Genomic DNA, 18,192 nt, shown 5'->3' on the forward strand with positions numbered 1-18,192 from the left:
ACCTCCGGCGCACCCGCCCGAAGGGTGGGCCGGCACGGCGCCCGCCGGTGGCCGGTGGCCGGCGGGCGACCGCGCGGAGCGACACGCAACACCGCGGCAGCCCTCTCTCCCCGAGGACGGCTGGAGCGAAGGCCAGTACCTTTTCGGTCATTCGACGGCCCGAGTCGCGGCCAGAGGCGTGCTTCCCGCGCACCACCCCGGCACATACACCGCACCTCACGCCGATTCCTGTTCGAACCCCGGGCTTCGAATCGGGCCGCGAGCGCGTCCCGTCGCCCGTGGGACCAGCGGGAAAACCGGGCCGCGTGGATGTATTTCAGGATTTATGAGGAGGTGGTGTGCCCTTCTCGTTCTGCGCCGCATATGACCGGAAACCATAGCCCCCCATCGCACTCTGTGTACCTTCTCGGTTCCAGGTTGTCATCAAGGAGGGTGTGTGCAGCGGCGACGGCGGATGATCCTCGGGAGCGCGGTGGCGATCGGCTCGTCGGGGCTGATGGGGCGAAGCGAGCCGAAACAGGTCGGCGCCCACGCCCGGCGCCCCTCCCTGGAGGGGCTGTTCCTCCAGTGGCTCGGGGTGGCCGGCTGGGAGCTCGGTTTCGGCGGCATCAGGTTGCTCTTCGACCCCTACCTGAGCCGTATGCCCTTCCAGGCGTCCGACGGGTCCCTCGACCCGTCGCTCCCCCTGCGGCGGGACCCGAGGACCGTCGCGGCCGTGGCGGATCGCAACCTCTCGGGTCCTCCGGCCCTGATCCTGGTCAGCCACGGGCACTTCGACCACCTGGCGGACGTGCCGCAGCTGCTGGCCCACCGGGAGTGGGACGGGCACCGGATCCGCACCCTGTGCGACGAGACGTCCCACCACCTGCTCGCCGCCATGGGCACCCCGGACCGCAGGCTGGCCGATGTGATCCGGGTCCGGGGCGGGGAGTACCTGCGGTTTCCCGGCTTCACCGTCGAGGTGCTGCGCAGTCTGCACAGCCAGTCCGGCGACCACGGCTACTTCGCGCCCGGAACGCACACCAGTCCGCCCCGGACGCCGCGGACGATCGGGGATCTGGTCGAGGGCCTGACCCTGGCCTATGTGGTGTCCTTCGACGGCGGGCCGTCGGTCTACCTCTCCGGCACCAGCAACCTCGCCGAGCGGGAACTCACCGGCCTGCGACCGGACGTCGCCATCGTGGGCATGACCTCGCACAGCGCCGTCCACCGGTACCTGGACCGGCTGCAGAACGCGCTGGGCGAACCGGCGGTACTGTTGCCGAGCCACCACGACGACATGGTCTCCCCGCTCCTCGGGGCGGGCGCCGCGCAGCGGACGGGTGAGAGCACCGGCCGTTCCGCGGCCGCCGTCACGCTGGAGAACGCGGCGGCGGCGCGCGGGGCGCGGGGGACGAGGGTCGTCGACCCCGCCCCGCTGCGTCCCTTCGGCCTGACCGCCCCGGCCGGGGGCTGACGGGCGGGCGGCGTCCGGCCCGCTGTGACCGGCGGGCCCCGGTCGGCGGATTCACCCGTCCCCCTCCGCCGGGCACACCACCGGATCGGTCCCCTCCCGTTCCGCCGCTTCGCCGGGCGACGGTCCCCGGGACACGGAGGTGCTCGCGGGCAGGCTCTTGCCGGACTCTCCGCCGGCTCTCGCTTCGCCGGGCTCGCAGCGCCGCACGGCACTCGCTCCAGGGCGATGACCTGCGTGAACGCCGGGAACAGCTCAGCGCACCGCCTCGCGGGAACGTTGCGGGGCAGGCGTGGGACGCATAGCTTCTGCACGTCCCGACGCCTCCCCCTCCGCGGTGCCTGACCCCCACACGACTTCACGGCGGTGCCATGCAGTTCAGCAAGTTCCGCAGCGGTGTGCCCCGAACGGCCCGGCCGCCCGGGCGATTCCCGGGTCTCCGCCAGCTGCTGTTCGCGCACTCGCTGAGCCAGGCCGGATTCGTGGTGCTGAACCTCGCGATGCCACTGCTCGCGGCGACCAGCCTGCGGGCCACGCCCTTTCAGGTGAGTCTGGTGTCCGCCTCGCAGACGGTCGCCTTCCTCCTGATCGGACTGCCCGTCGGCGTCTGGGTCGACCGGATGCGCAAGCGTCCGACCATGATCGTGGCCGACCTCGTCCGGGCCGCGGTACTCACCGCGGTGCCCGTCCTGTGGGTGCTGGACGCGCTCACCGTCGCCCATGTGTGCGCGGTCGCGTTCGTGGTGGGCCTCGCCACCGTCTTCTTCGACGTCGCCGATCAGAGCTACCTTCCCCATCTGGTCGGCCCCGAGGGGCTGGTGACGGCCAACTCGCGCCTGGTCGTCGTGGACCAGACGGCCGCGGTGGCCGGGCCCGGCGTCGCCGGCCTGATCGTGCAGGCCATCACGGCGCCGCTGGCCGTGGTGGTGTCGGCGTTCGCCTATGTGGGCTCGGCCCTCTGCGTGGCACGCATCGAGGACCGGCGGCCCGAGACGGTCGACCGCGGGCCGCGTGAGCCCCTCGGCCGCTCGGTCCTGCAGGGCGTCCGGTACCTGTGGGACCACCCGGTACTCCGCTGGCTGGTGGCCTGTTCCACGACCATGACGTTCTGCTGGAGCATGGGCTACGGCATGCTCCTGGTCCTGCTGGCCCAGGACCTGGGGGTGTCCGCCGTCACCATCGGGCTCCTGTTCACGGCGGGGGGCGTGGGGGGCCTGTGCGCGACCATGGTGGTACGGCCCATCGTCGAACGGTTCGGTGACGGACGTGCCGTCGTCCTGAGCGTGACCCTGACCGCCCCGTGCACCCTGCTGGCGGGGCTGGCGGAGTCCGGGGCACGGCTCGCGTTCGTGGTGTGCGCGCAGTTCGCCTTCGCGGCGGGGCTGGTCGTCTACAACGTCGCACAGGTGAGTTACCGCCAGCGAACGGTGCCCACGAACCTGCTGGGCCGGGTGAACGCGACGGTTCGCTTCTTCGCCTGGGGGGCGCGCCCGCTGGGCATGCTCCTGGGAGGTGTCCTCGCGGAGTTCCACGGCGCCCGGTCCGCCGTCTGGGCGGGAGCCGTCGGGACGGCCCTCGCCTCGCTCTGGCTCCTCTGCTCCCCGCTGCGCGGTATGCGCGTGCTCGCGCGGCCCTCGTCCGACTCCGGCTCCTCCGTCACCAAGGAAGTCCTGTGAACGACAACCTCGCCGAACCCTCCGTGCCGCCGAAGCTGGTGTGGATCACCACCCCCGACAACTACGACCCGCACCTGCAGGAGCGGCTGCGGCGCAGAGGCTCCGAGCGCGTCGACATGCTGCGCGCGGCGGGCTTCGACGTGCGCATCGCCCACTCCTGCGACATCGTCCCGGCATGGAACGGCTCCCCGCGCCTGCTGTGGGAGAAGGAGGACCTGCTCGCCGAGTACGCGGGGTTCCTCGTCACCTCCTGGTCCTGGGATCCGGCCATCACCAGGCACATCGAGGCCATCACGCGGACCATCAGGGCCTCCGACTGCGTCCTCCTCACCGACGGGACCCGGGATCCCGAGGTCCTCGGCCTCGACAAGCTGGCGATGTACCACCACGCGGCCGCGCTGGGCGTCCCCGTGCCGCCCACCGTCTCGGTTCCCTTCGGACGCTACGCCCGGCGCGCTCTGGAGGCCGTGCGCACGGAGCTGCCGGCCGGGCCGTACGTGGTGAAGCCGCGCTCCATGGCCATGGGTTTCGGAGTGCTCAAGGCCGACACCCCCCAGCACCTCTCCTCCACGATAGACCTGCTGACGCCCGGCGGGCTGGGCTGCCTGATCCAGCCCCACGTGCCCAACGACGGCGACGTGCGGGTCTACGTGCACGAGGGCAGGGTGATCGCCGCGCTGCTGCGCGAGCCGGCCGGGAAGTCGTACCTGGCCAACGTGAGCCAGGGGGGAAGCGGTTCCGGATACGAGCCACCGGCCGACGTGGTCGAGTCGAGTGAGCGGCTGGCCCGGAGTCTGGAATCGGACTACCTGTGCGTGGACTGGCTGCTCACCGGGGACGGCCATGTGTTCAACGAGTGGATGACCGTCTCGGCCGCCTACGAGGACCTGCCCGAACCGGACCGGCGGCGCGTCGCGGACGCCCTGGTCCAGTACATACGCGGTCGCCTCGGCGAAGGGGCGCGCCGTCCGCTGTGACGCGCGGAACACCGCTCCCGGCGCCGCTCGGCAGCCGCCCCGGGCCCGGGGCGGAGACGGCGGGGCCGCCGCCTCCCGCTCATCTCGGAAACCGAGCGGAAGACGGCGGCCCCGGAACAGGTCCGTCACCTCACCACGCGAAGGCCTCGGGAGACGGTCCGGGGCCGGGGAAGATCTCGTCCAGCGACGCCAGCAGTTCCTCGCCCAGCTCCAGCTCCACCGCGCGCAGCGCCGAGTCGAGCTGCTCACGCGTGCGCGGGCCGATGATCGGGCCGGTGATGCCGGGCTGGGCCAGGTGCCAGGCCAGGGCCACCTCGCCGGGCTCCAGACCGTGCTCGTCCAGCAGGTCCTCGTACGCCTGGACCTGGTCGCGCAGTCCGGGGTTGTTCGCCAGCGCCTGCGACGAACGCCGCTCGGGATTCTCCCGCTCCTTGCGGAGCACGCCGCCCAGCAGCCCCCCGCCCAGCGGGGACCACGGGATGACGCCGAGGCCGTAGCCGCGCGCCGCCGGGATGACCTCCATCTCGGCGCGGCGCTCGACGAGGCTGTACTTGCACTGCTCGCTGACCAGACCGAGGCGGCCGGTGCGGGCGGCGGCCTCGTTGGCCCGGGCGATGTGCCAGCCGGCGAAGTTGGACGACCCGACGTACAGGACCTTGCCCTGCTGGACCAGGACGTCCATCGCCTGCCAGATCTCCTCCCACGGCGTGTTCCGGTCGACGTGGTGGAACTGGTACAGGTCGATGTGGTCGGTGCGCAGCCGCTTCAGGCTGGCGTCGACGGCGCGGCGGATGTTCACCGCGGAGAGCTTGTCGTGGTTGGGCCAGACCTCGCCGTCCGTGGCCGCCATGTTGCCGTAGACCTTGGTGGCGAGGACCACCTTGTCGCGGCGGTCGCCGCCCTTGGCGAACCAGTTGCCGATGATCTCCTCGGTGCGGCCCTTGTCCTCGCCCCAGCCGTAGACGTTGGCCGTATCCAGAAAGTTCAGACCCGCGTCGAGAGCGGCGTCCATGATGCCGTGGCTGGTTGATTCGTCTGTCTGCGGACCGAAGTTCATCGTGCCGAGAACGAGCCGGCTGACCTTGAGTCCTGTACGTCCGAGCTGCGTGTACCTCATGAGCCACAAGCCAACTGCTTCGAGCCCGCTTCAGGCAAGCGCGAAACGGCCCCCGCCGGGCTCCGGCCCCGCGCCCCGCCGGACGGCCCGCCGGTCACCGCGGGCCGGGCGGCCGACAGCTCCCGTGCGGTCCTGCGGGTCCGGTGACTCAGTCTCCGGTGTTCGTCGCCCACACCGGGACGCCGTTGCGGTCGTAGACGACGACGTTGCCGTCGTCCTGGACCGCGAGGGTCTCGCCCCGGCTCCAGGTGTTGGAGTGCCACAGCGGCCTGCCGCTGATGTCGTAGAGCACGAAGTTGCCGTCCTCCTGGAAGACGGCGCAGTTGCCGTTGGGCCAGGCGTTCGGCGCCTGCCACACCGGGCGGCCGTCCTTGTACAGAACGAAGTTGCCGTCCTCCTGCACCCGCAGCACGGCCCTTCCGTTCCCCGAGGTCAGTGCCTGGTTCCTGCAGAACTCCGTGCCCTTGCCGAAGTGTGCGTCGGCCGTCGTCCCGGACTCGCCGGGCACCTGGGCCGTCCGCGACTGCTGCTGCGCCGCGGGGGCGGGGGCCGCCACGGCGACGGCGGTGGTTCCGCCGGTCATCAGCGTGACCGCTGTGACGGCGAGGGCCAGACGGCTGAAGCTCCTGCTCACGAGAACCTCCTCGATACGGTCGGCACTTCGGAGTGAAGCGCCCGAGAACCGAACTCCCCAGGAGTCGGGGAACCGAATCCGACGCCCTTACCAGGAGAAAAGAACAAGACATCGGGAAATCTTCAGGAGAAATGTTTTCCCTCGGTCGACACCGCGAGGAAAATCACTCCACCTCCGCGAATAATGGCGGATTATCGCCCGACGGAAAAAAATTTAAATCATCTTATCGCAACCTTCTGAGACCCTATCCTCAAGAGGTCTCCCCTGCTCCGAGCCCCCGACGAAACGGGGACAGCCCGGGAGCACGCCGGGAGGACGCCGGTGGGAGGGGGCCCGGCCCGTGATATCCGCCGGGCACCCCGACGTCGCGGCCGCCACGGTCCCGCCGAGGCTTTCCGCCTCTCTCCTCCTCGCCGTGGCCGGGCACGCACCGCCGGAAAGCCCCGCGGGGCGCTCGCACATCCCGGGGAGGAAACCGGCGGCGGGCCCGGCGGCCTGCTCAGCCGATGAGGGCCGCCAGCATCACCACGACGAGCATGAGCACCAGGGCCCCGCTGACGATGCGGGTACGGGTCTTCGGGTCCACGCCCCAACGGTAGCCCGCCCGGCCGGCCGGCGGCCCGTCAGCGGCCCAGCGGCCAGGCCGCCGACGTCTCGTAGCGGGGGTGCTCCCCCGGCGTCCCGGAGCGGGGCAGCCGGCTGCGTACGAGGGCCAGCTCCTCGGCCCTCCAGAGGCTCCCCTCGAAACCCTCCAGGGCCGACGCCAGGGGGCGCAGGCCGGAGCCCGGTCCGCGGCGGCCGGCGCGGGCCAGGGTCAGATGCGGCTTGTAGGGGCGGTCATCGGTCGGCACCCCGGCCCGGTTGATGCCCGCCGTGACGGAGGCGGCCAGCCGCCGCAGCGGCTCGCGGCCGTCGTCCACCCCGGCCCACAGCACCCGGTCGCCGAACCGGCCGCCCCCGGCCAGCCGCACCTCGAAGGGGTGGTGGCGGTGGGCGGCGCGCTCCAGGCGCTCGCACAGCGCGGGCAGGAGGTCGTCGTCCACCTCGCCCAGGAAGGCGAGCGTGAAGTGCCAGCCCTCGGGGAGGGCCCAGCGCAGCCGGTCCGCGCCGGGCAGCCCCCGCAGCCGCTCCACCTCCTCGCCGAGTTCCGCGACGGCGGTGGGCGGCGGCAGCACGGCGGTGAAAAGCCTCATGGGGAGAGTCTCACGCGAGCGGGCCGCTCACGCGAGCACGTCCCTGCGGTGGTCCCGCTCCTCGCCCGGTGCGGAGGCCGGGGCGCTGGGGGGCGCGGTGGCCGGGGCGGCGGCGGGGACGGTCCGGCGCGGGGAGACCGGGGTGCGGTCCTGCGGGGCCGGGCCGTCCCCGGCTATGCCCTCCGGCCCCTCCGGGCCCGCCACTCCGGCCGCTCCGGCCGCCCGTACGCCCCGCGCCACCGGGACGAACGTCAGGCCCCGGCGTCCACGGCGCAGGCCCACCCTCGGGCGCAGCCCGCCGATCCGGGCCAGCACCAGGGCGGTGGCGACGGCGGCCGCGGCCGAGACCAGGCCGCCGGCCAGGAAGCCGACGCGGGCGCCGTAGGTGTCGGTGATCCAGCCCATCAGCGGAGCGCCGAACGGGGTGCCGCCCATGAACACCATCATGTACAGGCTCATCACCCGGCCGCGCATCGCCGGATCGGAGGCGAGCTGGACGGTGGAGTTGGCGGTGACGTTGAAGGTCAGGCCCACCGCGCCGATGGGCGCCATCAGCAGGGCGAAGACCCAGAACGACGGGGAGAGGGCCGCGGTCATCTCCAGCACGCCGAAGAGCAGCGCGGCGCCGACCATCACCCGCATCCGGCTCACGCCGCGCCGGGCGGCCAGCAGCGCGCCGACGACCGAGCCGACGGCCATCAGGCTGTTGAGCAGGCCGTAGGTGCCCGCGCCCTCGTCGAAGACCTTGTCGGTGAAGGCGGTGAGCCAGATGGGGAAGTTGTAGGCGAAGGTGCCGACGAAGCCGACGAGCGTGATCGGCCAGATCAGCTCCGGCCGGCTCGCGACGTACCGCAGGCCCTCGCGGAGCTGGCCCTTGGCGCGCGGGGCGCGCTCGATGACGTGCAGCTCGGCGGTGCGCATCATCAGCAGGGCGGTGATCGGCGCGATGAACGACAGCCCGTTGAGCAGGAACGCCCAGCCGCTGCCCACGGCCGTGATCAGCACACCGGCGACGGCCGGGCCGACCAGGCGGGCGGACTGGAAGTTGGCGCTGTTGAGGGAGACGGCGTTGGCGAGCTGGTCGGGGCCGACCAGCTCCGAGACGAAGGTCTGCCGGGCGGGGTTGTCCACGACCGTCGCCAGTCCCAGGACGAGGGCGAGGGCGTAGACGTGCCAGACGTGGACGTGCCCGCTGAGGGTCAGCGCGGCGAGCGCGAGTCCGGTCAGGCCCATCGCCGTCTGGGTGATCAGCAGCAGCCTGTGCTTGGGGTAGCGGTCGGCGATGACGCCGCCGTACAGCCCCAGCAGCATCATGGGGAGGAACTGCAGCGCCGTGGTGATGCCGACGGCCGCCGCGGATCCGGTGAGGCTGAGGACCAGCCAGTCCTGGGCGATGCGCTGCATCCAGGTGCCGGTGTTGGAGACGAGCTGCCCCGCGGCGAACAGCCGGTAGTTGCGGATGCGCAACGAGCTGAACGTCGAGGGCTTCGCGTTCCTCGCGGGCTTCGTGCTCTCCGCCCCGTCGGCGGGCTCCCCGGCCTCGGCGGGGTCGTTCGGGTTCTCGTCGGGTGCGGGTGCGGAGTGTGCTCCGGGTCCCGGACTCAATCGGTTTCGCCTCCTCGTGGCACTGCTCCTTACAGTTGCGCGAGCTTCTCCAGGACGGGGGCCGCCGCGCGCAGCCGCGCCCACTCGTCCTCGTCGAGCCGCCCGGCGAGTTCGGCGAGCCAGGCGTCGCGCTTGGTGCGGCTCGCGGCGAACATCGCCTCGGCCTGCTCGGTCTGGGTGACCACCTTCTGGCGGCGGTCGTCCCTGTGCGGTTCCAGCCGGACGAGCCCCTTGGCCTCCAGCATCGCCACGATGCGGGTCATCGACGGCGGCTGCACGTGCTCCTTGCGCGCCAGCTCACCGGGCGTGGCGGAGCCGCAGCGCGCGAGGGTGCCCAGGACCGACATCTCGGCCGGGCTCAGCGACTCGTCGACGCGCTGGTGCTTGAGGCGGCGCGCCAGGCGCATCGTGGCGGAGCGGAGGGCGCTGACGGCTTCGGCGTCCTCGCCCTGGGTCAGGTCCGGCATATTCATTAGCCTAACTCATTACTTCTCCTAAGGAGCGGTTCCCAAGGGCGCGGAGGACGTGTCCTTGCTCACCCGTACGGGTGGGCCGGCAAGGAAGACCGACACACTCCCCCGTCTACCCCGCCACCGCCTCCCCATGGAGCCCACGGATGGACGGTGCGCTGCTCGAACGGCTCCGCCGCCGTACCGCGGAACGCGGAACGGGCGCCTGGGACCGCATGGCCCCGGACGCCCGTCCGTGTCGGCTTCGACGAGCGCCTCACCCCGTCCGCGGACGAGACGGAACGCCTCCGCGCGGGCGGAGTCCCGGCCCCTGCCCCGTCACCCGATCCCGAGCGCCTGCTGTATCGGGTCCAGCAGGAAGTAGACCAGGAAGCAGGCACCGACGGCGTTCAGCAGCCACGGGATCTCGCGGAAGCGCCCGGTGGCGGTGCGCAGCAGGATGTAGGAGAGCACGCCGATGCCGATGCCGTTGGTGATGCTGTAGGTGAACGGCATGGAGATCAGCGTCAGGAACGCCGGGACGGCGACGGTCTGGTCGCTCCAGTCGATCTCCCGCACGTTCGAGGCCATGATCAGGAAGCCGACCACGACCAGCGCCGGGGTCGCCGCGTGCGAGGGCACCACGGTGGCCAGCGGCGTGAAGACCAGGGCCAGCAGGAACAGCGCGCCGGTCATGATGTTCGCCAGGCCGGTACGGGCCCCCTCGCCGACACCGGCGGTGGACTCCACGAAACAGGTGTTGGCCGAGCAGGAGCCGAAGCCGCCGCCCGCCACCGCGACGCCGTCCGTCATCAGGATGCGGCCCATGCCCGGCAGCCGGCCCTGCTCGTCGGTCAGCCTCGCCTCGTGGCCGACGCCGATGATGGTGCCCATCGCGTCGAAGAAACCGGACAGCAGCACGGTGAAGACGAACAGCGAGCCGGTCAGCACACCGACCTCCGCGAAGCCGCCGAAGAGGCTGACCTCGCCGATCAGGCCGAAGTCCGGGGTGCTCACGATACTCCCGGGCACGTCCGGAACGGCCAGGCCCCAGGCCGCGCCGGGGACGTCGGCGACCGCGTTGATCACCACGGCGACCACGGTCATCACGACGATGCTGATCAGGATCGCGCCCTTGGTCCTCCTGATGACCAGGACGAAGGTGAGGGCCAGGCCGAGGACGAAGACGAGCACCGGCCAGCCGGTCAGGTGGCCGCCCTGTCCGAGGCCGAGCGGCACGGTGGTGTGCGCGGCGTCGGGGTTGCGGGTGACGAATCCGGAGTCCACCAGGCCGATGAGGGTGATGAACAGGCCGATGCCGATGGCGATGGCCCGGCGCAGTCCGCCGGGGATGGCGTCCATGACGCGTTCGCGCAGTCCGGAGGCGACCAGCAGCATCAGCACCAGCCCGGCCAGGACCACCATGCCCATGGCGTCGGGCCAGCTCATCTGCGGTGCGAGCTGGAGGGAGACCACGGCGTTGATGCCGAGCCCGGCGGCCAGCGCGATGGGCACGTTGCCGATGACGCCCATCAGGATGGTGGTGAGACCGGCCATCAGCGCGGTGGCGGTGACGAGCTGGGCGTTGTCGAGCTGCTGGCCGAACTTGTCCGTGCCCGCGCCCAGGATGATCGGGTTCAGCACGATGATGTAGGCCATCGCGAAGAAGGTGGCGAGTCCGCCGCGCAGCTCGCGGCCCACGCTCGAGCCCCGCTCGGAGATCCTGAAGAAGCGGTCGAGGCCGCCCCCCGGCGGCCGGGTCCCGGTTTCGCTGCCGGGGGTGCCGGGGGTGTCTGGCGTGGCCGGGGTGTCGGTGGCCGGAGCGGGCATGCGTGACCTTCACTGGGCGGTTCGGGAACGGTTTCGGAGGTTCCTCCAACAGGAACCAGCCAATCCAGGATGCTTTCAGTATGAACGCACTACTGTGGAAAAGGCCATCCGCGGGCGGGGGCATTCCCCGGGCACGGCCGTGACGCTCCCCACACGCCCCCCCGCCCCGCCGCCACCCGGACGCCGCTCCCGGATCGGCCCCGTTCCCCCTCCTCGTTACGCTGGTGCGGAACGCCGCGGCACGGACGGGCGACGGGGTGACGGGAAGCGAGAGGGCCAGGCCATGGGCTGGAGCAGGTGGACGAGCGGCGAGCGTGAGGCACCCGAACCCCTGGAGGGCAACGTCGTCGCCACCGTCGTGGGCGGCACGGTCATCTGGTTCACGCTCTTCCTGGTCCAGCTCCCCTTCTACGGCTGGTTCGACGAACACGACCGCACCTGGTGGCTGTGGACCTGCCTGGCCGGCGGTGTCCTGGGCCTCTACGGCATCTGGTTCGTCCGCCGCCGCGAGGCGGCGCTGCGCCGCGAACGCCTCGCACGGGAGACCGGGGCGGACCCCGGACCCGGCACGGAATCCGGCGCGGGCGCAGGCGCGGGCCCCGCTCCGGAGGGCCCCGCCCCCGCCGAGTGACCCTCGGCCGGGTGCTCCGCCTCGGCGGAAGCCGTACAGCCTTCCCTGGTTTCTCCCTCGTCACACCCGCACCCGCACCCGTGCCGCGGACCGCGCGCGAGGGCGCGTCCGCCTCGTAGTGCCTGGGGCATGGCGGAACGTGCTGAGGCAGTACGGGGCGCGATCTCAAGGACGCGCGTCCCCTCGGCCGCCCGCAGGGCCTCAAGCATCCGCACGACCAGACTCGGCAGGGTGGACGAGGACGACGGGGCCGCGGCGATCCGCCCCTCGACCTGATCGGGGAAGACCCCTCCGGCCACCTGCGTCACAAGGGTGTCGTCCTCGTAGATCCGCGCGATCCCCTCCTCGGAGTCCCCGACCACAGGGCGGTACCAGCCGCCGTCCTCGTACTCGAACCAGCCGCGCGCCAGGAACGCCTCGCGGGGCACCGACATGACGGCCGCCTCCCATTCGGGGCTGAGCAGGACACCGGACTCGGACAGGCGCCGCGCGAGAACGGCCCGCAGGTGTTCCGAACGCAGGGGATCAGTCATGCCGGGCTCACTCCGTTCTCCAACAGATCTGCGATTGCGTGTGTGATCGGCAGTCCGGCCGCATCTTCGAGCCACGCCCACTGGCCATTGGGGGTTGCGCTCCAGGAACCACCACGCCCCGTCCACGGTGACGGCGAAGTCGAAGGCACCGAAGTTCAGGCCGAAATCGGCGAGGAACCGCACCAGCGCTCCGCGCATGTCCTCCGGACATGCGACCGGTTCATAGGTGAGATTCCGGTACTCGGCTCTCCAGTCCACGACCCCGGGCGGCGCGGTGATCCGGGCGCTGAACACCTGTTCGCCGACGACGACCGCCCGCACAGTCGAGCTCCGCGATGCACGGGCCGCACGCGTACACGTCGCCCGTCGTACCGGGCGTGGTCACGGACCCGACCCACAGCACGCGCACGCCTCCCGTCGGCAGTACAACCAACAGGCGCCGGCCACCCACTGGTTCCCGTCGTCCGTCTGCGCGACGAGCGGCCATGCATCGCACCACGTACGCGCCGTGGCCGGGGCGAAGGTCATGCCGTGCCCCCGTTCATCCGCGCGAGTTCCAGAAAGCCTCCCGCCTTCTCGATCTCACGCGCCACCTCGTCGTACTCCTGCGGAACGGGCGAGACCATCGAGCGCCACGCCGTGAGCACCGCCCCGGCCTCGCCGCTCCTGATGCGGCCCTGTTCTCCCGAAGCTGCCGCGAAGTGACAAGTAACTCAGTGTGTTGTTAGGGCCTTGGCTTCTGTGCGAGGTTCAGGAACCTCGCTGCCGGTGAGGGCGGCGAAGTCGGCGTGGGCCTGTTCGATGGCTTCCGGGTACGCCGCCCGCTTCTCGTGTTCGGCGAGCGCCCGGTAGATGCTGGCGACGGAGGGGTTCTGTCCCTTGCGTTTGCCGGTGGGGATGATCAGGTCGGGCTGGATCTGCTCGACGGACTCGCCGTTCGCCCTGCGTCGGAGCACGGTGTGGAGCATGTCGTCGGTGATGACCGGGGGCCGGCCGCCGTGCTTGCCCTTGCGGGCTGCGGTGTCGAGCCCTTCGAGCGTGGACTCGCGGATGTTCTCCCGCTCGGTCTCCGCCATCGCGGCGAAGAACGCGAACAGCAGCTTTCCTGGCCCGGTGGGGTCGTAGATCCCGGGCAGGGGCCCAGCGAGCATCTCCAGGATGAGGCCGTGGGCGGTGAGGTGATCAGCGAGCGCGGTGAGTTCGGCGGCGTCGCGGCCGAGGCGCTTCATCTCGTACACGGTGAAGATGACGCGGCAGTGCGGGGCGTGCGCCTTGACCTCCCGCGCCGTCCTCAACGCCTCCTCGAAGCGGGGACGGACCCGCACCCGGGTGCTGATCTTCTCGCTGAAGATCTTGTCCCTGGGGATGCCGTGCTTGCTGAGCGCGTCGAGCTGGGAGTCGAGTTCCTGCCCGAGGGTCGAGCAGCGCGCGTAGCCGATGCGGATGTCCGCGCTCGGCAGGTCCGGTCCGCGGTCGGCCGGGGTCGGCACCCGCAGCGCCTTCTTCAGCCGGGGCACCATGGTGAAGCGGCGCGTGTGGTAGGCGGAGGCGACCGCGCCGCCGCGCGAGCGGCAGGGTGAACCGGGCTGTGCGTCACACTTCGGACAGGCGTGCTGTTCGACATCGTCGGCGTCCGACCGGTCGGACGGGGAAGGCTGCTGAGGGTCCGTCATGGGCCCGGACTTTCGCACAATGCAAGTCTCAGAAGGCGGTCCGTCCCGCATTTGAGTGAGAACGGGTTCTGCGAACGAATCCGGGTCTGGCGGGGCTCCGGCGGCCCGTTTCTGATCTTGCTCGCGCAAAGGAACGTTTGTGAGAGTAACTGCACGTGCAGTTCGGTCCTTACCTGTCTTCGGTGAAGATCACTGCTGGCCGGCGGGCCTCATCCGGGCAACCTGCGGAGGGCCTCTGGCGGTGTTCCTCAGATCCATGGGAGTCGGGTGGTTATCGTGCCTGGGGGAAGACGTTGCCCCTCTGAATCATGTAATGGCAAAGATGACTAATCAGACAGCATGTGCCTGGTGAGTATGGCCGAGGAGTCACTTGGGGCGCCGCGGTGATTGAGTCAGCCTGGGTATGTGGGGCGAGGCACGATCTGCATCGTCCCAGGCCACCGTCCTGGTGCGCAGCTATGCGCTGTGCGACCGCATATGTGGAGGAGAATCCCTTGGCTGGAGCGAAAGACGGCGTCTTCGCTGAGAAGATATCTCCGTACCTGCGACAGAAGATGGCCGAGAGGGGGAGCAGTGCTGAACTCTCGTTCCTGGACCTTCAGTACGTCGCCGACCCCTCGGAGAATGTCAGCCGGGCTCACGAAGTCGCCCGGCACTACGAGTCCGAGCTGCACCCCACCTTTGAAGGTGAGGAGCTCAGGGGCGTCGAGAAGCTGTACCGCCGGACCTTGTTGGTCGAGCCCACCACCATCTGTGCCGCCCACTGCCGCTGGTGCATCCGCGGACAGTACGACACCAAGACTCTGAGAAACGACGATTTAGCACGTATCGCCCGCTACTGCGGCTTAGCTCCGGAAAACTCCGACGTGCGTGAGGTACTCATCACCGGAGGCGACCCTCTGATCCTCGTCGACCGGCTGGAGTTTCTCCTCGACGCGATCGAGCAGCACGCTCCCCAGGTCGAAGTCGTACGCATCGGTACCCGGGTACCGATGCAGGACCCCAAGCGCGTCGACGAACGCATGGCACGAGCCCTCCGCCCCGCCGCCGTTCGACGTTCCGAGTGGAGATCGCCACCCACATCAACCACCCGGGCGAGCTGTTTCCCGAGGTCCGCGAGGCCTACGCCAAGCTGCAGGAAGCTGGTGCCCGCATCTATGACCAGACTGTCCTGCTCCGTGACGTGAACGACGACATCGATACCCTTGTCAGCCTCTACGACGAACTTCGGTACCTGGACATCGAGGCGCACCACCTGTTCCATTGCGTGCCCATCCGTGGCATGGACCACCACAGAACCTCAATCGCGCGAGGGCTTGACCTCTTCCGGCAGCTGACCGTGTCCGGGATGACCTCTGGACGGGCCAAGCCCCACTACGCACTCATGACGGACGTCGGCAAGGTCGCCCTCTACGAGGGCTCTCTCGTCGACCGGGACGGCAGCCGCGTGCTCGTGCAGACGGGCTACTCCTACAACGACAGGCTTCGCTGGGCGCCGGACTGGCAGCTGCCGGCCTCCGCGCGGGTGGACGACAACGGACTCCTCCAAGTCTGGTACCTCGACAGCGACGGCGGGAAGGCGGAGGTCTGATGCCGCCGACACTGTGGCTGGGGAATGCCTGCACGGAGCACATGGTCGACCGAATGGACCTGCTCACAGAAGCGGACTACCGCGGCATCCTTTTCGCGATGAAACGCCTGACCTGGCTGCTGAGAGATCACGACGTGCTCGTCATCCCCCGGCCTGTGACGCAGGACTTCCTCGAGTACGTGACGCGCCACACGGGTACCGACCCTGCCACTCTCCGCGTGATCAGCCCCGACGCACCGTTGCTCACACACCAGGAACTACGCACGTCGAAGGTGTCCGCGGCACTCCAGGAACTGACGGCCGAGTCGCTGGACTACCAGCCCTACATACACGACCGCGGCGCGGTCACCTTCGCCCAGCACATCGGCCTGGACGACGTCAACGCGAGCAACTCCTTCCTTGCCGAAGGCGGCGCCGAGCTCCTCAACAGCAAGGTCGTCTTTCGGGCGCTCGCAGCCGGCGCGGGCGTCCCTGTCCCGGCGGGCATGCCCTGCCGCACCACTGGGGACTTGGTGCACGCTGTGAAACGATTGCTGCCACGCACCGGATCCGTGATCATGAAGCGTGACCGGGCCGTCGGAGGCCACGGCAATCTCGTCATCACCACGAACGAGGACGTCCACGCGGTGGGCGCCATGGAAGCACTTCACGTCACGGACACCTGCGACCTGACCGAACTCGTTACGGCGGCGGGCCTCGCCGAGACTTTCGCCCCCATGGGGGAAGTCGTCGTGGAGGAGTTCCTTCCTGACTGCCGTTCCGTGTATGCGGAGGTGCGCTGCCCTCTGCCGCCGGAGGAGCCGCAGATCCTCAACACGGGCTCCCTGCGTACGGGCGAAGACCCACCTGTCCTCGCCGGGCTGGAACTCCCCCTCACCGACGTTTCCGACGACGTGAGAAAAATCTTCACAGACGGCGCGCTCCGGCTCGCCCGGCTGATGCAGACCCTCGGCTACCAGGGCCTGGCGAGCATCGACGCGGTAATCTCGCCCGATGGCACCGTCCGATTCAACGAGGTCAATGCCCGGCTGGGCGGCAGCACCCACCTCGACGCCATCGCCACAGTGCTCCTCGGCAAGACCTGGGCCGACGACCATGTGCTTCTGAGCCGGTTCAGCGTCCCCGCACCACCCTTTACCACGCTCGTCGACGGCCTGGCACGCAACGGTCTTGCCTGGGACAGGGCAGCGCGAGAGGGAGTGGTGATCGCCTCCGACGACACCGAAGCCAGCGGCACGGTCGAGTACGTCGTCCTGGCGCCCACCTGGTCGCGGTGCCGGGCGTTGGAGGCAGAACTCCATGCCTACCTGGCCGAGAGCGTGCAGTCTGCCGACCACTGATCAGACGAGGGAAGAACCACAAGATGTCCTACCGCGCCCTTGTCGGCAAGCAGACGGTTCTGTGGTCGTTCACCGTCGCAGCTGGCCGACTACCGGTGGCGATGGCCCCGCTCGCGTTCGTCTTCCTCGCGAAGGAAGCATCCGGCGACTACGCTCGTGGCGCGGTGCTGGCCGGCGCGTACACAGTGGCCGAAGCCGTCGGCGCCCCGTTCCTCGGCGCACGCCTGCGGAACCGCCCCTACCGGCGCGAGATCGCTGTGGGGCTCCTCGCGAGCGCCGTGTTCTTCGCCGGGATCGCTGTCCTTCCTGATGCCCCGCTCACAGTCACCGTCATCATGGCGGCCTCTGCGGGGGCAGCAGGGGCCGCTGTGCCTGGCGCGCTGCGAGCCATGGTGGCCGACCTGGTCCCGGCCAAGGACCTCAATTCAGCGCTCAGCTGGGAATCCTCACTGAACATGGCCGTGTGGGCGGCGTCACCCGCCCTCGTCGCCAGCGCAGCTACCTGGTGGTCAGCCACGGTCCCGTTCTACACGGCTGCGGCATCTGCACTGGTGGCAGCGGGCTGCATCTTCGCGCTGCCGGAGAAGACGGGGAGACCGGAGACCGGCGTGCGGCTGAAGGCTGTAGCGAGACAGCTCACCGCAGCTTGGCCGATCTATCTCACCAGCGCGGCTGCGATGTACTTGCTGGCCACCGTGGAACTGTCCCTCCCGGCGCTGCTTGAGCAGCGGGAACTCCCGGCCGCCGCCAGCGGGCCCTTGCTGACCGGATTCGCCCTCGCCAGCATCGCCGGCGGGCTCGTGTACGGCCTGCGGACCTGGCCAGGCAGTCCAGAACGGCACAGCACGATCTTCCTGCTGGCGACCGTTGCCTCAGCCGTTTCTGCCGCGGCGGTGCCCGTCCTGGGAGGCCTTGCGGTCGTGCTGCTGGCCGCAGGCATGTTCCAGGCCGTAGTCCTCATCGCGAGGAATCTCTCGCTGCAGCGAGCCCTACCTGCGGACCTGCACGCCGTCGGGTATTCACTCCAGTACGCAGGAAGCGGTGTGGGCTACGGCATCAGCGCGGGTGCGACCGGCGTTCTGCTCAACTGGACCAACCCCACCGCCACCATCCTCATCACCGCTGGCATCACGTTCCTTCTCACAGCCGGATCCATCCTCGGGAGGCACCGTCCCATGACCCAGGAAACCGAACGCGTGAGCAACGGGCCGCCGCAGAGGCTGTAGCCCAGCGAGTCCGTGCACTGGGGCCCGGCGCTCGCCATGCCCATCCCCTTCTCAACCCGCGGCCCGGCGCCTCACCCTGGTCAACGATCCGGCCGTCTGGCAGCGACGCCGGGACACGGTGGCCTTCAGGATGCCGACCCGGCCGCCGCCGACGGGACTGTAAAACGTTCGGTGTAACTCCTGAGCAAGGAAGATGCATCGATGACCAGTGAGAACGTGACCGAGACCGAGACCGTCAAGGCCGTCGAGCCGCAGTCGGCGAGG

At 70.1% G+C, this 18,192-nt stretch carries 16 protein-coding genes; 8 read left to right on the forward strand and 8 right to left on the reverse strand.

The features are described 5' to 3' along the window. Positions 1 to 436 precede the first annotated feature (436 nt). From AC2CJA_RS11945 to AC2CJA_RS11955, 3 genes are all read left to right on the forward strand, one after another. Complete coding sequence (locus tag AC2CJA_RS11945; RefSeq protein WP_484602653.1) at positions 437 to 1,456, forward strand: MBL fold metallo-hydrolase; 1,020 nt, start codon at positions 437 to 439, stop codon at positions 1,454 to 1,456. Between the two features lie 368 nt (positions 1,457 to 1,824). Then, on the forward strand, positions 1,825 to 3,129 hold the full coding sequence (locus AC2CJA_RS11950; protein ID WP_484602654.1) for an MFS transporter: 1,305 nt from the start codon (positions 1,825 to 1,827) through the stop codon (positions 3,127 to 3,129). Beyond that, positions 3,126 to 4,106 carry an ATP-grasp domain-containing protein gene (locus AC2CJA_RS11955; protein WP_484602655.1) on the forward strand — a complete coding sequence of 327 codons (981 nt, stop codon included), beginning with the start codon at positions 3,126 to 3,128 and terminating at the stop codon, positions 4,104 to 4,106. Before AC2CJA_RS11950 ends, AC2CJA_RS11955 begins: the two co-directional genes overlap by 4 nt. 130 nt (positions 4,107 to 4,236) lie before the next feature. Here AC2CJA_RS11955 and AC2CJA_RS11960 read toward each other — a convergent pair whose 3' ends face one another. The 6 genes from AC2CJA_RS11960 to AC2CJA_RS11985 form a co-directional block, all read right to left on the reverse strand. Continuing rightward, positions 4,237 to 5,223: an aldo/keto reductase gene (locus AC2CJA_RS11960; RefSeq protein ID WP_484602656.1), complete on the reverse strand. Its 987-nt coding sequence runs from the start codon at positions 5,221 to 5,223 to the stop codon at positions 4,237 to 4,239. 148 nt (positions 5,224 to 5,371) lie between these two features. Then, positions 5,372 to 5,857: a hypothetical protein gene (locus AC2CJA_RS11965; protein ID WP_484602657.1), complete on the reverse strand. Its 486-nt coding sequence runs from the start codon at positions 5,855 to 5,857 to the stop codon at positions 5,372 to 5,374. Positions 5,858 to 6,480: 623 nt separating this feature from the next. Next, a complete protein-coding gene (gene thpR / locus AC2CJA_RS11970) occupies positions 6,481 to 7,050 on the reverse strand; it encodes an RNA 2',3'-cyclic phosphodiesterase (RefSeq protein ID WP_484602658.1) in 570 nt (189 codons plus the stop codon). A gap of 27 nt (positions 7,051 to 7,077) precedes the next feature. Continuing rightward, positions 7,078 to 8,655, reverse strand: a complete 1,578-nt coding sequence (locus AC2CJA_RS11975) for an MFS transporter (RefSeq protein ID WP_484602659.1) — start codon at positions 8,653 to 8,655, stop codon at positions 7,078 to 7,080. A 29-nt stretch (positions 8,656 to 8,684) separates the two neighbouring features. Next, on the reverse strand, positions 8,685 to 9,122 hold the full coding sequence (locus tag AC2CJA_RS11980) for a MarR family winged helix-turn-helix transcriptional regulator (RefSeq protein ID WP_241714666.1): 438 nt from the start codon (positions 9,120 to 9,122) through the stop codon (positions 8,685 to 8,687). Positions 9,123 to 9,443: 321 nt separating this feature from the next. Beyond that, positions 9,444 to 10,934 (reverse strand): NCS2 family permease, encoded by a 1,491-nt coding sequence (locus AC2CJA_RS11985; RefSeq protein WP_484602660.1) that lies wholly within the window; start codon positions 10,932 to 10,934, stop codon positions 9,444 to 9,446. Positions 10,935 to 11,217: 283 nt separating this feature from the next. On the opposite strand from AC2CJA_RS11985, the gene AC2CJA_RS11990 reads away from it, so the two are divergent. Continuing rightward, positions 11,218 to 11,565, forward strand: coding sequence for a DUF2530 domain-containing protein (locus AC2CJA_RS11990; protein WP_484602661.1), 348 nt, complete (start codon positions 11,218 to 11,220; stop codon positions 11,563 to 11,565). 1,057 nt (positions 11,566 to 12,622) lie between these two features. On the opposite strand, the gene AC2CJA_RS11995 is transcribed toward AC2CJA_RS11990, so the two are convergent. Both AC2CJA_RS11995 and AC2CJA_RS12000 read right to left on the reverse strand, forming a co-directional pair. Beyond that, entirely contained in the window at positions 12,623 to 12,745 is a 123-nt protein-coding gene (locus AC2CJA_RS11995) for a hypothetical protein (protein WP_484602662.1), read from the reverse strand. A 66-nt stretch (positions 12,746 to 12,811) separates the two neighbouring features. Then, positions 12,812 to 13,771, reverse strand: coding sequence for a recombinase family protein (locus tag AC2CJA_RS12000; RefSeq protein ID WP_484602663.1), 960 nt, complete (start codon positions 13,769 to 13,771; stop codon positions 12,812 to 12,814). Between the two features lie 458 nt (positions 13,772 to 14,229). Here AC2CJA_RS12000 and AC2CJA_RS12005 point away from each other — a divergent pair, with 458 nt between their 5' ends. From AC2CJA_RS12005 to AC2CJA_RS12020, 4 genes are all read left to right on the forward strand, one after another. Next, positions 14,230 to 14,958 carry a radical SAM protein gene (locus tag AC2CJA_RS12005; RefSeq protein WP_484602664.1) on the forward strand — a complete coding sequence of 243 codons (729 nt, stop codon included), beginning with the start codon at positions 14,230 to 14,232 and terminating at the stop codon, positions 14,956 to 14,958. A gap of 161 nt (positions 14,959 to 15,119) precedes the next feature. After that, positions 15,120 to 15,362 (forward strand): hypothetical protein, encoded by a 243-nt coding sequence (locus tag AC2CJA_RS12010; RefSeq protein WP_484602665.1) that lies wholly within the window; start codon positions 15,120 to 15,122, stop codon positions 15,360 to 15,362. A gap of 53 nt (positions 15,363 to 15,415) precedes the next feature. After that, positions 15,416 to 16,702 (forward strand): preATP grasp domain-containing protein, encoded by a 1,287-nt coding sequence (locus AC2CJA_RS12015; protein WP_484602666.1) that lies wholly within the window; start codon positions 15,416 to 15,418, stop codon positions 16,700 to 16,702. Between the two features lie 23 nt (positions 16,703 to 16,725). After that, positions 16,726 to 17,928 (forward strand): MFS transporter, encoded by a 1,203-nt coding sequence (locus AC2CJA_RS12020; RefSeq protein WP_484602667.1) that lies wholly within the window; start codon positions 16,726 to 16,728, stop codon positions 17,926 to 17,928. Positions 17,929 to 18,192: the final 264 nt, after the last annotated feature.

Source organism: Streptomyces sp. ATLC9 (genome assembly GCF_057196705.1).